Annotated in this window: 16 protein-coding genes; 10 read left to right on the plus strand and 6 right to left on the minus strand. The window is 35.0% G+C overall.

Annotation, left to right across the window (positions count from 1 at the left end):
* Window positions 1-165: 165 nt before the first annotated feature.
* The gene (locus AC6EI0_RS05800; RefSeq protein WP_498521708.1) at window positions 166-357 is read right to left on the minus strand and encodes a hypothetical protein; all 192 of its coding nucleotides are present in this window, start codon (window positions 355-357) and stop codon (window positions 166-168) included.
* A 97-nt stretch (window positions 358-454) separates the two neighbouring features.
* Between AC6EI0_RS05800 and AC6EI0_RS05805 the strand changes: the two genes are divergently transcribed.
* From AC6EI0_RS05805 to AC6EI0_RS05835, 7 genes are all read left to right on the plus strand, one after another.
* Window positions 455-817, plus strand: a complete 363-nt coding sequence (locus AC6EI0_RS05805) for a DUF805 domain-containing protein (RefSeq protein WP_498521709.1) — start codon at window positions 455-457, stop codon at window positions 815-817.
* Window positions 818-1416: 599 nt separating this feature from the next.
* Window positions 1417-1548, plus strand: coding sequence for a hypothetical protein (locus tag AC6EI0_RS05810; RefSeq protein WP_498521710.1), 132 nt, complete (start codon window positions 1417-1419; stop codon window positions 1546-1548).
* Between the two features lie 420 nt (window positions 1549-1968).
* On the plus strand, window positions 1969-3015 hold the full coding sequence (locus tag AC6EI0_RS05815; RefSeq protein WP_498523507.1) for an amino acid ABC transporter substrate-binding protein: 1047 nt from the start codon (window positions 1969-1971) through the stop codon (window positions 3013-3015).
* 18 nt (window positions 3016-3033) lie between these two features.
* The gene (locus tag AC6EI0_RS05820; RefSeq protein ID WP_498521711.1) at window positions 3034-3933 is read left to right on the plus strand and encodes an ABC transporter permease subunit; all 900 of its coding nucleotides are present in this window, start codon (window positions 3034-3036) and stop codon (window positions 3931-3933) included.
* 12 nt (window positions 3934-3945) lie between these two features.
* Window positions 3946-4965 carry an amino acid ABC transporter permease gene (locus tag AC6EI0_RS05825; protein WP_498521712.1) on the plus strand — a complete coding sequence of 340 codons (1020 nt, stop codon included), beginning with the start codon at window positions 3946-3948 and terminating at the stop codon, window positions 4963-4965.
* A 6-nt stretch (window positions 4966-4971) separates the two neighbouring features.
* Entirely contained in the window at window positions 4972-5718 is a 747-nt protein-coding gene (locus tag AC6EI0_RS05830; protein WP_498521713.1) for an amino acid ABC transporter ATP-binding protein, read from the plus strand.
* Window positions 5719-6106: 388 nt separating this feature from the next.
* The gene (locus AC6EI0_RS05835; protein WP_498521714.1) at window positions 6107-6580 is read left to right on the plus strand and encodes an EVE domain-containing protein; all 474 of its coding nucleotides are present in this window, start codon (window positions 6107-6109) and stop codon (window positions 6578-6580) included.
* Between the two features lies 1 nt (window position 6581).
* Here AC6EI0_RS05835 and AC6EI0_RS05840 read toward each other — a convergent pair whose 3' ends face one another.
* From AC6EI0_RS05840 to AC6EI0_RS05850, 3 genes are all read right to left on the minus strand, one after another.
* Window positions 6582-6845 (minus strand): DUF2811 domain-containing protein, encoded by a 264-nt coding sequence (locus AC6EI0_RS05840; protein ID WP_498461437.1) that lies wholly within the window; start codon window positions 6843-6845, stop codon window positions 6582-6584.
* 303 nt (window positions 6846-7148) lie between these two features.
* Window positions 7149-7529, minus strand: coding sequence for a DUF1818 family protein (locus AC6EI0_RS05845; RefSeq protein WP_498521715.1), 381 nt, complete (start codon window positions 7527-7529; stop codon window positions 7149-7151).
* Entirely contained in the window at window positions 7530-7763 is a 234-nt protein-coding gene (locus AC6EI0_RS05850; RefSeq protein ID WP_498461439.1) for a DNA-directed RNA polymerase subunit omega, read from the minus strand.
* Between the two features lie 145 nt (window positions 7764-7908).
* Between AC6EI0_RS05850 and AC6EI0_RS05855 the strand changes: the two genes are divergently transcribed.
* Window positions 7909-9534 carry an Hsp70 family protein gene (locus AC6EI0_RS05855; protein ID WP_498521716.1) on the plus strand — a complete coding sequence of 542 codons (1626 nt, stop codon included), beginning with the start codon at window positions 7909-7911 and terminating at the stop codon, window positions 9532-9534.
* A 27-nt stretch (window positions 9535-9561) separates the two neighbouring features.
* Here AC6EI0_RS05855 and pyrR read toward each other — a convergent pair whose 3' ends face one another.
* Window positions 9562-10113, minus strand: coding sequence for a bifunctional pyr operon transcriptional regulator/uracil phosphoribosyltransferase PyrR (gene pyrR / locus AC6EI0_RS05860; RefSeq protein ID WP_498521717.1), 552 nt, complete (start codon window positions 10111-10113; stop codon window positions 9562-9564).
* A gap of 161 nt (window positions 10114-10274) precedes the next feature.
* On the opposite strand from pyrR, the gene gpmI reads away from it, so the two are divergent.
* Both gpmI and secG read left to right on the plus strand, forming a co-directional pair.
* Entirely contained in the window at window positions 10275-11900 is a 1626-nt protein-coding gene (gene gpmI, locus AC6EI0_RS05865) for a 2,3-bisphosphoglycerate-independent phosphoglycerate mutase (protein WP_498521718.1), read from the plus strand.
* A gap of 12 nt (window positions 11901-11912) precedes the next feature.
* Complete coding sequence (secG, locus tag AC6EI0_RS05870) at window positions 11913-12143, plus strand: preprotein translocase subunit SecG (RefSeq protein WP_498519818.1); 231 nt, start codon at window positions 11913-11915, stop codon at window positions 12141-12143.
* A 300-nt stretch (window positions 12144-12443) separates the two neighbouring features.
* Here the strand turns inward: secG and groL are convergent, their stop codons facing one another.
* Window positions 12444-14075, minus strand: a complete 1632-nt coding sequence (groL, locus tag AC6EI0_RS05875; protein WP_498461444.1) for a chaperonin GroEL — start codon at window positions 14073-14075, stop codon at window positions 12444-12446.
* Window positions 14076-14123: the final 48 nt, after the last annotated feature.

A 14123-nucleotide genomic window follows, 5' to 3' on the forward strand; every position in this document is an offset into this window, starting at 1 on the left:
TCATAAATATTACCCCTCTTAGTCCTCATGATCTTTTTCAAAGCTTGAACATGAAATTTATAAATAAATTCTGTCATTACTTAATAGCCATACAATCTATTTAAACACTTACTTCAACTAGGAATATATGATTAACCGCAAGAGCAGAAAGCATAAACAAGAAACTTAGCGAAAGAAATTGCAGTACTGCTCTACCTTTGAGCGAACCCTTCCAGAATCTTTTAAGCCTAGTGACCTAGCAGCATCACCACCGTTAATTTCGACTGCATAGTATCGTCCACAAATATTCTTAGTTTCATAGATTCGATCATCAGACTTAACAGCCATCGGAGACATAAGAGCAAAAGATAGAGCCATGAAAAAGATACGGTTCATTATTTTATTTATGAGATAAAAACTTTAGAGCCTTTTAAGGGTAAGATCTTACATAATTATTTATACATGTAAAAATAAGATGAATTTTTTAGAGAGAGTTCTTTCAAATTACTTTCTGGCTTGGAGTCAGATTTTCAATTACAAAGATAAAACAAGTAGAGTACCTTTTTGGCACTTTTTTATCCTTGATGGATTAATAGGAGCTGTGGTTTCAATTCTATCTAATGACACCCTTGCTAATGATCCAAATGATTTTTATACCATCTCTGAAGGATATGATTGGAGTTATTTGTATAGCATTCCATCTTTTTTAGTTTTTATAGCTTTATTAATCAGACGGCTGAGAGATATAGGTAAGGAAAACTTAGTTTTATGGGCGTTTTGTTCATTTATTCCTTTCTATAATCTTTATATATTTGCTCAGCCGTCCTCTAAAAAATAATCATTTCCTACCTTTAAAAGTCCGAGGATAAGGAATATTAAGTGCATTAAACCTTTTTAATTTTTTACTACGCCTATAACGCTTATAAAACAAGTCGAAAAGTGTCGAAACACCTAACCAAGATAGAATACAACTTATTAATATCCGTGCCCCTTCAGTCGATGCAAGCCAATAGATAATAGGATCAACTATAAGATTAATACTAACTATAAAAGCAATAAACAAAAAGAAAGTCAGACAAGCTATTACCGATAAAGCTCTGATTATTTTTTTGGTATTGTAATTTTTCATACCCAAATGTTTAAAATCCTATTAGGAATCTATATTTTCTATTCTCAAGCAATATAGATAGTAAAGGAATTTTAATGTAATAAAAGTTGATTCAGCTTTTATATTGTATATATAATTCACAGATCAAAAGTAGAAATTATAATCAACTACTTTTAGTAGACATATACAACTAATAACTATTAGATAATAATATAGCAATCAGATAAGGGCTTACGTAATTTATCTAAGCTTCAAAACTACTTATACAAAAGTTTATGGAAGTTTACAAACTGATCTCAGAGGATATTTAGATTAGCCACCTTTAGCAGATGGCATTTCATCAATCTGTCGAAGAAACGATGTTAGACCTTATATGTCATATGCCTAAAAGAACTGATAAACTTAATACTGGAGATCAGTTAGCTATTTACCAAGGATACAAAGAATGGATCAAAACATAAAGAATAAAAACCTTATTCCACAGAACAGACTCTTTATGAATACATATACTTTTGGGTAAAATAATCAATAAAAAGAAGCCCTCGCTTTAAATTTTACAAAGTTACTAAACTTTTTCAGCTCCTATACTTACTCACAAATCATTTGATAAAGATGAAATTAACCTTTAGATAATTAAGAGTAAACCTAATGCAGATTCATTATCAGAAATTTATCTAGTTGATTTAAGCTTATTCATTTATAAATAAAGACAAATGTTCTATCTTTAGGATATATTTAAACTAAAAAAATACGCTTTGAAGTTTCAAGGGGCTTTATTTGTGAGATCACAACTTTGAATGAAGAAAAAGTAAAAGATTTTCTTTAATTGCCTAGGAAATAGAAAAATTTAGCGAAAATCAAATTTATTGATTAAAAAAATTATGCGTCGCTTGGTATCAGGAATAGTTGGTCTAGCAGCTCTATTAGCTGGTTGTGCGACAACAAATCAAGACAATAGTTCTAGACTTAACCTGATAAAAAATCGCAACGAGTTAATTTGTGGAGTAAGTGGGAAGATTCCGGGATTTAGCTTTCTGAAAAGTGATGGTAGTTATGAAGGACTAGATGTCGATATATGTAAAGCATTTGCTGCTGCATTTATAGGAGATTCGGAAAAAATCCAATACAGGCCTCTAACTGCAGCAGAAAGATTTACAGCTATAAAAACTGGGGAAATTGACCTGTTATCAAGAAATACCACTTTCACTCTCAGTAGAGATTCCTCAGGAGGAAATGGGTTAACTTTTGCACCAGTTGTTTTCCATGATGGGCAGGGACTGATGGTCAAGAAGGAAAGTAAAATTAGAAGTCTGAAAGATCTTGCAAATAAATCTATATGTGTAGGTTCAGGCACAACCACTGAGCAAAATATAAATGATGCATTCGAGAGTGCCTCGCTGCCTTATACACCAATTAAATATCAAGACCTCAATCAAGTAGTTGCTGGTTATTTACAGGGTCGGTGTTCAGCCATGACTTCTGATCGTTCACAATTAGCAGCAGCCAGATCTGGTTTTAAGAATCCAAAAGAACATATTATTCTAGATGATGTATTAAGCAAGGAGCCACTTGCTCCAGCCTCCGATGGCCAAGATCAGAAACTAGCTGATGCGATGAGATGGGTTATCTTTTCCTTAATATCAGCAGAAGAGCAAGGGATAACAAAGTCAAATATTGGTGAGAAGGTACAACTCGCAAAGAATAACCCTCAATTAAAACCTTTAAGAAGATTTCTAGGAATTGATGGAGGCCTAGGAGAAAAAATTGGTCTTAGCAATGACTTTGTAGTTAAAGTAATTAGCTCAACTGGCAATTATGGCGAGATTTACGAAAGAAATTTAGGTCAAAATAGCGAGGTGCCTATTCCAAGAGGACAAAATGAGTTATATAAAAAAGGAGGTGTACATATTTCACCACCATTTAACTAAAAATAATTTGTCACTGGAATGAAAATAAATCAAAAAATATTTTTTCAATTAGGGACAACTATTATCTTTTTTGGTTTGATTGGGATACTAATTAATAATTTGACAATAAATCTAATAAGAACAGGCCTTGGTTTTAATTTTAGCTGGCTTTTCAAACCAGCGAGTTTTGCGTTAGCGGAACACCCCTTACCTTATAGCTCCTCAGATAGCTATGCTTGGGCATTATTTATAGGTTGGCTCAATAGCCTAAAAGTAATAGTCTCATCATTATTGTTAGCTACTTTATTGGGAATTCTTGTAGGCTTTGCAAGAACTGGTAAAAACTCATTACTAGGGCTTTTTTCAGCTGGGTACATTACAATTATTCGCCAAACCCCTCTTTTACTTCAACTTATGTTTTGGTATTTTGTTGGTTTTTTAGGCTTAAAAGATAATGTATTAATCCAGATAAAAGATATATTTATAATTTCAAATCAAGGAATACAGTTATCAGGGTTCAACCTATCTTCAGAGTTTTCAGCATTGTTACTTGGTCTAAGTATATTCACAAGTGCGTATATAGCAGAAGTGATTCGTGGAGGAATGCTTTCTGTTCCAAAGGGGCAATGGGAAGCTTATAGAAGCTTAGGGCTCTCTGAAAGAAAAGGTCTTATCAGCATCATAATTCCACAAGCCTTACCAGCAATCATTCCAGGGTTAACAAGTCAATATCTTAATCTTGCAAAGAATAGTACTTTAGCAATAGCAGTTGGTTACTCAGATATTTATGCAATAAATGATACTATTATTAATCAAACTGGAAGAGCAATCGAATGTTTCCTTATATTGCTTACTAGTTTCTTATTATTAAATCTATTAATAAGTAATAGCATGGAAATTATCAATAGGATAATTATCAACTCTAGAAAACATAATTAATTGATACTAAATATGACTTTAATTATATATCTATTTCAAAGAATAAGAAAAACTTTGTTTTCAAGTTTATCCAATAGCATTATTAGCCTAATCTTCATATTGATTATTAGTTTAGTTTGTCTAAATACGTTTAGATGGCTTATATTTAAAGCTAATTGGGCAGTTGTTACATCCAATCTTCCTTTGTTTGCATTTGGTAGCTTCCCACCGAATGAACGATGGAGGCCTGCAACTTGGATTATTATTCTCTTTTCACTGAGCATCATTACAATTTTTGGCCCTGAGTGGAAATGGCTACGCAAAAATCTTTTGATAGCATGGCTAGGCACTATACCCCTAGGCCTTTATTTACTTTATGGGGGACTTGGATTGTCACCTATCATGAGTAGACATTGGGGAGGCTTAACTCTAACTATTCTACTAACTGCTTGTAGTTCATTGTTATCATTACCATTGGGAATAGTCTTAGCACTTTGTCGTCAAAGTTCATTACCATTAATTCAGAAGCTAAGTTCATTCTATATAGATGTAATGAGAGCAGTCCCTCTTATTGCTGTACTTTTCTTTGGTCAACTATTAATACCTTTATTTCTTCCAGTAGAAATAGAAGTCGATCGTGTTTGGAGAGCTATCTTTGCATTCACTCTTTTTGTCTCTGCCTACATAGCAGAAGATATTCGTGGCGGATTGCAGGCAATACCTAACACCCAAATAGAAGCAGCTAATAGTCTTGGCCTTAATCAATTCCAAATCATCCAATTAATATTGATACCTCAAGCCTTACGTATTGCATTACCTGCTTTGACTAACCAATGCATCGGACTTTTTCAAAATACATCTTTAATGGCTATTTTAGGATTAGTGGAGTTACTTGGTGTAGGCAGGAGTATCCTGGCTAATCCAGAATTTATTGGTCAATATATTGAAGTTTATGTTTGGCTAGCATGTGTCTATTGGATGGTTTGTACAATCATGGCTGTTCTAGCAAGACATCTTGAACAAAGAATGACCATTAATCAAGCTAATTTTTGATAATTCATGGAACCTATTGTTGTTGCGAAGAATCTCACTAAGTCTTACACAAAAGGATTACGAGCTCTTGATAATGTTTCTCTAACAGTTAATCAAGGGAAAGTCCTAGTGGTAATGGGTCCCTCTGGCTCAGGGAAAAGTACTCTGATTCGAACCTTTAATGGTCTTGAAACTTTTGACACAGGAGAACTGAATGTTTTAGGAATAACAGTTAATTCCACGCATGATGAAAAGAAAATCCAAAAAATAAGAAGAAGAGTAGGAATGGTTTTTCAACAATTCAATTTATTCCCTCATCTATCAATCCTTGAAAATATCACTCTCGCTCCAATAAATGTGCAAAAACGTCGTCAAATTGAAGCGGAGGAATATGGCATGTATCTCTTAAATCAAATGGGAATAGATTCACATGCAAAAAAATACCCAAGTCAACTTAGCGGAGGAGAACAGCAACGAGTAGCCATAGCTAGAGCTTTAGCATTAAAGCCGGAGTTACTTCTATTTGATGAACCCACTAGCGCTCTAGATCCAGAAAGAATCAATGAGGTGCTTGATGCGATGAGAAGACTGGCTGATCAAGGAATGACAATGGTTGTAGTAACACATGAAATTGGTTTTGCTAAAGACGTAAGTGATCAAGTTTTATTTATGGATTCAGGTAAAGTCATAGAAACATCTCATCCAAATATTTTCTTTTCTAATGCAAGACACGAGAGAAGTAGAAAATTTCTAAATCAACTTGATAAACATTAGCAATTGCCAAGTCATAATAAAACGAAAAGAAAGATCTAAACAAAGAGTGACAGAGTAAAGGATTCAAAGTCTAGGAAGTTTTTACCTTAAAAGAAATTGTAAATAATTAGTTTTGATTGAGCAGAGAAAAAAGTAGACCATTAAAATAAAACATCTACAAGAAGTAGAGTTCATTCTTACTTATAATTAACAAGTCAATAAATGTAATAAAGATAATTTGATTGGTCTTAAAGAGTTTGTTAAGACTGACTCTTTAAAAATTTACAAGTCTATGTCTAGCGATAAGTTTTATTAGTTTCAAAAGTTAGGTAATGCTGGAAGAGAAGCAAGCGGAATAGAATAAATCAGTCAACACTCTTTCCACACACTGCTTTTTCGCTAAGATCCCATGGCAGCAAAGAAAATAAACTATTGGCTAATGAAAAGTGAGCCAGATGCTTACAGCATTAAAGATTTGCAAAAGGAAGGAGAAACCCTCTGGGATGGAATACGAAATTATCAAGCTAGAAACTTTATGAGGTCAATGGAAATTGGTGATCAAGCTTTTTTTTATCATTCAAATACTAAACCTCCTGGAATAGTTGGTCTAATGGAGATCATTGAAACCAATTTAATCGACCCATTTCAGTTTGATGCAAGTTCAAAATACTTTGACAAAAAATCAAAGAGAGAAAGTCCTCGTTGGGACTGTGTCAAGACAAAATATATCTGTGAATTTAAAAATATGATTACTTTAAAGGAGCTATCAGAAGATTACACGTCTGAAGAACTAACTTTAGTCCGCAAAGGCAATAGGCTATCAATCATGCCCATAGAAAAAGATATCGCTTTAGAACTTCTCGAAAAACTCCGGAAAAATTAATTCAAAAAGAATGAGACCCAAACATATTGCCAATATAAAGACGAGTTATCAATCTAGAACTGATACCATTTTGGATTAAGAATCCTGCAAGCGCTGCTTGTAAAAGCCTGTATTGATCCCAATTTGGATGTTTCTCAATATAAACTTTCATCGCTTGTTGAATCTGCTTGGGTATTTTTGTTTGAAAACTAATTGTATCCTCAGATTCCAAACTCTCAGAACTCTGGATCAAGCTGGTTTCTTCCATAAAATCAATATCTTTCATTTAAGAGGCTTTTGATAATATTTAATCCACAATCAAACTACTATCAAAATCAAATACGACTAAACGCTTTCTCGAGCCGTCTCATCCTCAGATCAAGCACTCAACTAGTTTCCGAAAGGAATTATAAGTATTAGTTATCCTAAGCATTAGTATTATTTAACAACCAAATCCAAGGAGTCAAACTCAGTCTTTTTCCACAGCAATTAGTTGGAACCATGTTAATGGGATCAATCCTGTGGAAAAAATGTGAGTTAAATCCATTTGGATTTGGGGAAAAATTGAAAAACTTTTAGTTAAGTTCTCTCACAAATAGTCTGAATCCCACATTATTCTCATTGCATTAGTAACATGTTTAGTTACATTTCTAGGCCAATAGACTTCTGCTCCTCGATTTAATAGACCACTAGCACTCAAGATCAATCTAAGGTTCCATCCATTTTGATCACCTTTTAAAATTGCCAACCAAGGGCTACGCTCTAATTCCAAAGTGATATCCTCGTCGCCCATTAATTGTTCTCTCACTGATTTGTATTGATCAGACAAATCTATTACTAGCTTAACTAGATTTTCCCACTCAAATTTATTCAACTCTATGGCCCAATTTTCTCCTCCTATAAGCGTAGAAAAGTTATCTCTCGATGAGTCTCTGATTATTCTCCAACCCGGACCTTCTTTTTTGATCACCTAACCAGGTAATAGATCAGGCTGATCTTGTTCATCACTTAATTCAATTATGGCTCTTTGTACTGGCTTAACGGTTGATTCTTCTAAAAGGCCATCAAAATCATCAAATCTTCTTTGCTTTGCTCTAAAAGCAATCCGAACAGTAGTGAGGTAGCGGTTAGTGGATTGCCTTATGAGACTCTCCCCTCTTTTTGCTAAATCCTTTGAATTAACACCTGAACCTGACTTAATCACACTTAAAACTTTAATTTTGATTTATTCTAGGAGAGAATCGCTCATTTCTATATTTTTCGCCAAATAATAACCCTGTGTTAGTTTTTCTAGACTCACTTGCTATGTATAGATTTTTCTGCTCCTATTAAAAATTCACTGAGTAAAGATGGAAAAAAATAAAATTGATCAATTCGAAAACATCCTTCCAACTGAAATCAATACTAATAATTTTGGAACATTAGCCATCGATCTAGGGAGTTCAACAACGGTAGTTGTTTTTCAAAAAGAAAATGGAGAACCTCCTGAAATGTTAGATTTACCCCCCATTAGTCGAGCTCCAGGAGAAATACCGAGCTTAATTTGGAAATTATCAGAAAAAGAAGATTCCTATTTAATTGGTCAAGAAGTTATCAATTCAAATTTAATTAATGAAAAAGAAAATAACTTAAGTCAAGACTTTAAAAGATGGATAGGATCTCAAGAAATTGAGGATATATATGATTCAAAAATCTCCCCAGAGAGAGCAGGAGAGGTTTTAATTCACAATATTTGGAGAAAAGTCTCGGAGAAGGTAAAAATCAAAAGATTAGTATTAACTGCTCCCGTAGATACATATCGAGAATATAGAACTTGGTTAATCAATGTATGTAATTCCTTAGAAGTAAAAGAAATCGCCTTAGTTGATGAACCTACCGCTGCCGCAATGGGAGCTGGACTTGAACCTGGATCCACATTACTTGTTTTAGATTTTGGAGGGAGCACAATTGACATGTCAATTGTTGCTTTAGAGGGTGGAGAGGGACAAGCTTCACCAATTGCACAACTTGTCAGATTTGATGGAAATAATTTAGAGGGAAAAAGCACACAAATTCTTCGAACTGCAAAAGTTCTTGGAAAATCAGGGCTTCGGTTAGGTGGCAAAGATATAGATAGATGGATATCTAATCATTTGTTACCAGAAGAGAAACCAACTAACTCAATCTTGAGAAGGGCCGAGGAGCTGAAATGTGAATTAAGTAATATCAATATAAAAGAGACATTTACTATCACTAAACAAGTAAAAAACAATGAGAATGAGGAAAAGATGTTAAGACTTTCTAAAAAAGGACTTGAAGAATTACTTATAGAAAAAGGGCTCTTAAAAAGTATTGAAAAGCTTTTCAATCAAACAATTAATATCGCAAAACGAAATTCATTTGAATTAAAAGATCTTGATAGTGTTGTCTTAGTCGGAGGAGGATCTCGAATCCCTTTAATTAAAAACTATTTAAGTAATATCTGTAATTCGATCCCTTTTTTGACTCCTCCACCTATTGAAGCAATTGCATTGGGAGCCTTGAATCTAACGCCAGGTGTTCAAGTAAAAGATGTACTAAATAAAGGGGTAAGTTTAAGATGCTGGAACAAAAAAAATGAAAAGCACATATGGCACCCTCTTTTCTTAGCAGGTCAAACATGGCCAACAATTAAACCTTTAGAAATAATTTTATCTGCAAGTGTAAATGATCAATTAAGCATAGATTTAATAATTGGAGAGCCTCAAGAAGAAGGATCAAATGAGATTGTTTATATTAATGGATTACCAACTTTGACAACTATAGAATCTAATGAGGAAATCAAAAAGATCAATAATAGTATCATTTCCATTCCGTTAGATCCTCCAGGAGAAATCGATCAAGATTGTATTAAATTAAATTTTAATATTAATGAAAATTGTCAACTTGAAGTTGAAGGGATTGATTTACGAAATAATAGTGAAATCACAAGTCAAAATCTCGGGGAAATCAGATAAATATCTTATATTTTTAATATTAATCATTTAAAGTTTTTTACATAAAAAAATACCTGCTTCTCCGTCAACCTCTTTTAATCTGAGTTCAATAGTCTCATCTTTACTAGTGGGAACCACACGCCCACAAAAATCTGGTTGAATAGGAACTTCTCTATGGCCTCTATCAACCATCGCAAGAAGCGTAACTCTTGTTGCTCGGCCCCATAAATTAAGAGCTTCTAATGCAGCTTTGATAGTTCTACCGGTATAAATCACATCATCTATTAAAACTACCTCTCTATCATCAACAGAGGAGGGTAAATCTGTCACTTGAGCTATTCTAGCCCCAACTCTAGGAAGATCATCTCTATGAAAAGTAGGGTCTAAACATCCATTTTCGACTGGCTGACCAGATAATTCCTCTAAAGATTTTGCTAACAATCTAGACAAATGAACCCCTCTAGTTGGAATTCCAACTAGCAATAATGAACTAATACTTGGGATCTTTTCCAAAATTTGAGAAGCCAATCTTTTGATGGTTCTATCAAGTTCTTTTTCTGAAAGGATTTCTTTCTCTTTTTTTATGGCTTTATCTGGCATATTTTAAAGTCCTAAAAATTTTATTTTTTCTTAGGAATAACTTAAATACTTTTTTAATCTAATAGGGAAAAGCTAACCAAACATCAAAGAATTAGCCTGTTTACCTATTAGGAAGTAATTTAATACGAAAGAAAACCATCAAAAGAAACAAATTTCTTTGAATGCCAAGCAGAAACACCGCTGTTTCAATGAACAAAGGGAAAGTAGCACCAGTCGTGCTGGCGATACTTGACGGTTGGGGTCATAGAGAAGAAATTGAAAATAATGCAGTAAAACAGGCCTCAACGCCAGTCTTTGATGCCTTATGGCATGCTTATCCTCATACTCTTATAGAAGCCAGTGGTGGGGATGTTGGGCTACCAGATGAGCAAATGGGCAACTCTGAAGTTGGGCATCTAACTATTGGAGCAGGAAGAATAATTCAACAAGAATTGGTTCGAATATCCAATACAGTCAAAGAAAATAAATTAATTGAAAATCATGCTCTTAATGATTTTTCTAAAAATTTAAAAAAGAAAAAAGGCACTCTCCATATCATGGGACTTTGTTCTGATGGAGGGGTTCACAGCCACATCACTCATTTATGCGGCTTAATTGAATGGGCTGCTAAAAAGGGGCTGGAAAACCTCTCATTGCACTTATTCACGGATGGTAGAGATACCTCTGCAAAGAGTGCCTCTAAATATATTAAAACAATAGAAAGCAAAATCAAATCAACGGGAGTGGGCGAGATTGCATCTATATGCGGCAGATATTGGGCTATGGATCGAGATAATCGATGGGAAAGAACATTAAAAGCCTATGAATTACTTACAGATCCAGACTTCATAATTAGCGATCTTTCAGCAGAAGAAAGTTTAAATAAAAGCTATGAAGAAGGAATTACTGATGAATTTATTGAACCAATTAGGCTATCTTCCTCTTTCTTAAAAGATGGGGATGGAGTAGTTTTTTTTAATTTTCGCCCTGATAGAGCTAGGCAATTAGTAAAGGCGATTAAGTTAAAAGATTTTGACGGATTTGAAAGAAAGAAAAAAATAGATATTGACGTCCTTACCTTTACACAATACGAATCAGGTCTTCCTGTCTCAGTTGCTTTTCCACCTGAGCCATTAAATGATTTATTAGGACAAGTAGTTTCTGATAATGGTTTAAATCAATATCGAACAGCTGAAACTGAAAAATATCCACACGTAACATATTTTTTAAATGGAGGAATTGAGAAACCATTAAAAGGAGAGGTAAGACACCTTGTGCCCTCTCCAAGAGTGGCAACATACGATCTTCAACCTGAGATGTCAGCTGATGAGCTGACCGAAAGTTGCATCAAAGCAATTGAAAGTGGAATTTACTCTTTAGTGGTAATTAATTTTGCTAATCCAGATATGGTTGGACATTCTGGAATAATTTCAGCTGCAATAAAAGCTAATGAAAAAGTAGATAGCTGCCTTGGAAGATTATTAAATTCAATAGGGAAGCTAGGAGGATCTATTTTAATAACAGCTGATCATGGTAATTCTGAGGTTATGGTTGGCCCAGATGGCCAACCATGGACCGCCCACACAACAAATCCTGTCCCTGTCATACTTGTTGAAGGTGAAAAACGTAAATTGAGTGGATACGGGAATGATATAAAACTCAGAGAGTCTGGAGGAGGATTATCTGACTTGGCTCCTACTCTTTTACACTTGTTAAATTTACCAAAACCAAAAGCAATGACTGGCAAAACACTTATTGAGCCGATTAACTTACCTAAAAAAACAAATCTTATTCCTCAACCTGCATAATTAAAAACAAAAATGATCATTCCTCTTTTATCTTGGGCTTGGGCAATTTTAGGGGTTTTTCTAATACTATTAGTTCTTCTTCATAGCCCAAAAGGCGATGGTATGGGTGGCCTTGCATCTAGCGGAAGTTCTATGTTCACAAGTGCCAGTAGCGCAGAATCTACATTAAATAGAGCGACATGGACATGCCTTATCTTATTTTTAGCCCTCGCAGTTATTCTTAGCGCAGGTTGGTTAAAATAAATTTCAGACTTACTCTTACATTATTTTTTAGCCTTCTAAATATTATTATTGAATAGTCTTCAAAAGAACTATATTCCTACTGCCACACCTTTCTAGAAAATATTTGTTTTTAAACAAAAAAGAGAAATTGATAAAATATCCCAATACTAACCAGGCAAAATAATCAAAACTTTTCTAATTTTTTGCTTAAGGTTTGTTATGACATTTTCCACAACCATTTACAGGTAAGCAACAAAAAAGGGACAAGGTATAAGCCCTGACCCTCATTGAAATTAAAGTTTCTTTTGATTCAGAAGTTAATCAATAATCAAAATCACCACCCATACCACCACCTGCTGGGGAAGCCTCTTTTTTCTCAGGTAAATCAGCGACTATGCACTCAGTAGTGAGAACCATTCCTGCAATTGAGGCAGCATTTTGCAAACCTGAGCGGGTTACCTTTGCTGGATCAACAATTCCAGCAGAAAGCATGTCTACATATTCACCTGTTGCGGCATTGTAGCCATCATTGACTGGTTTTGATTTAACATTCTCTGCAACAACTGCTCCATTAGCCCCAGCATTCTCAGCTATTCGCATTAATGGAGAAGTAAGAGCCGCTTCAACAATATTTGCTCCAATTAATTCTTCCCCAGAGAGATTCGAGGAAGACCAATCACCCAAGGCAGGAGCCAAATGAGCGAGTGTTGTTCCACCACCAGGAACAATTCCTTCTTCAACTGCAGCTTTAGTGGCGTTAATTGCATCCTCTAAACGAAGTTTTTTGTCTTTCATCTCAGTTTCGGTCGCAGCACCAACCTTCACTACAGCAACTCCACCAGAGAGTTTAGCTAATCTTTCTTGAAGCTTTTCTTTATCATAGGTTGAGTCGGTCTCATCCATCTGCTTCTTGATTTGTTCACATCTAGCATTAACAGCTACTTCATTACCTTCAGCAACAATTGTGGATGTGTCCTTATTAATTGTTACCCGCCTTGAAGTACCAAGCATATCAAGAGTGGCATTTTCAAGTTTTAAACCTGCATCCTCAGTTATAAGTTGGCCATTTGTCAGGACAGCCATATCTTCAAGCATCGCTTTTCTGCGATCTCCAAAACCAGGAGCTTTAACAGCTGCAACGTTTAAGACTCCTCTAAGTCTATTAACCACCAATGTAGCTAAAGCTTCTTTTTCAATGTCTTCAGCAATTATTAGGAGAGGCTTACCAGTTTTGGCAACTTGCTCTAATACAGGAACAAGATCTTGAACTAAACCAATTTTTTTGTCGGTTAGAAGTATGTAAGGTTCATCCAACACTGCTTCCATTCTTTCAGTGTCAGTTGCAAAGTAAGGGGAGATATATCCCTTATCAAAACGCATTCCTTCAGTGACCTCTAATTCAGTGGTCATTGACTTGCCCTCTTCTAGGGAGATAACACCTTCTTTTCCAACTTTATCCATTGCATCAGCAATCATCTTGCCAACTTCTTCATCATTGCCAGCAGCTATGGTTCCGCATTGAGCAATTGCATTGCTGTCACTAATGGGCTTGGAATGGTCTTTGATTTTTTCAACCAAAAATTCTGTTGCCTTATCAATTCCTTTTTTCAAAGTAATTGCATTAGCTCCTGCTGCAACATTTTTCAAACCAGCTTTAACCATTGCATGAGCAAGAACAGTTGCAGTGGTAGTGCCATCTCCAGCCGCATCATTGGTTTTTGAAGCAGCTTGACGAATTAGAGCAACACCTGTGTTTTCGATGTGATCTTCGAGCTCTATTTCTTTTGCGATTGTTACACCATCATTAATTATTTGAGGTGCACCAAACTTTTTCTCGAGAACAACATTCCGACCTTTAGGTCCCAAAGTGACGGCGACTGATTCAGCCAAAATGTCAATACCACGCTCGAGTGCTCGGCGGGCTTGCTCGTTGTAAATGATGCGCTTAGCCATAAGAGGCGATTTCCTTTAATTTCGAAAAGTTTTGGGTTTTGACTTCAG

This window comes from Prochlorococcus sp. G5PB11 (assembly GCF_059772425.1).

Bases quoted from the DNA above. Each gene is read 5' to 3' on its own strand.
- AC6EI0_RS05820 (WP_498521711.1), top strand. From the start codon at position 3,034: ATGAAAATAAATCAAAAAATATTTTTTCAATTAGGGACAACTATTATC.
- AC6EI0_RS05855 (WP_498521716.1), top strand. From the start codon at position 7,909: ATGGAAAAAAATAAAATTGATCAATTCGAAAACATCCTTCCAACTGAA.
- AC6EI0_RS05805 (WP_498521709.1), top strand. From the start codon at position 455: ATGAATTTTTTAGAGAGAGTTCTTTCAAATTACTTTCTGGCTTGGAGT.
- AC6EI0_RS05825 (WP_498521712.1), top strand. From the start codon at position 3,946: ATGACTTTAATTATATATCTATTTCAAAGAATAAGAAAAACTTTGTTT.
- AC6EI0_RS05800 (WP_498521708.1), bottom strand. From the start codon at position 357: ATGGCTCTATCTTTTGCTCTTATGTCTCCGATGGCTGTTAAGTCTGAT.
- AC6EI0_RS05840 (WP_498461437.1), bottom strand. From the start codon at position 6,845: ATGAAAGATATTGATTTTATGGAAGAAACCAGCTTGATCCAGAGTTCT.
- secG (WP_498519818.1), top strand. From the start codon at position 11,913: ATGATCATTCCTCTTTTATCTTGGGCTTGGGCAATTTTAGGGGTTTTT.
- pyrR (WP_498521717.1), bottom strand. From the start codon at position 10,113: ATGCCAGATAAAGCCATAAAAAAAGAGAAAGAAATCCTTTCAGAAAAA.
- AC6EI0_RS05835 (WP_498521714.1), top strand. From the start codon at position 6,107: ATGGCAGCAAAGAAAATAAACTATTGGCTAATGAAAAGTGAGCCAGAT.
- AC6EI0_RS05810 (WP_498521710.1), top strand. From the start codon at position 1,417: ATGGCATTTCATCAATCTGTCGAAGAAACGATGTTAGACCTTATATGT.
- AC6EI0_RS05830 (WP_498521713.1), top strand. From the start codon at position 4,972: ATGGAACCTATTGTTGTTGCGAAGAATCTCACTAAGTCTTACACAAAA.
- groL (WP_498461444.1), bottom strand. From the start codon at position 14,075: ATGGCTAAGCGCATCATTTACAACGAGCAAGCCCGCCGAGCACTCGAG.
- gpmI (WP_498521718.1), top strand. From the start codon at position 10,275: ATGCCAAGCAGAAACACCGCTGTTTCAATGAACAAAGGGAAAGTAGCA.
- AC6EI0_RS05815 (WP_498523507.1), top strand. From the start codon at position 1,969: ATGCGTCGCTTGGTATCAGGAATAGTTGGTCTAGCAGCTCTATTAGCT.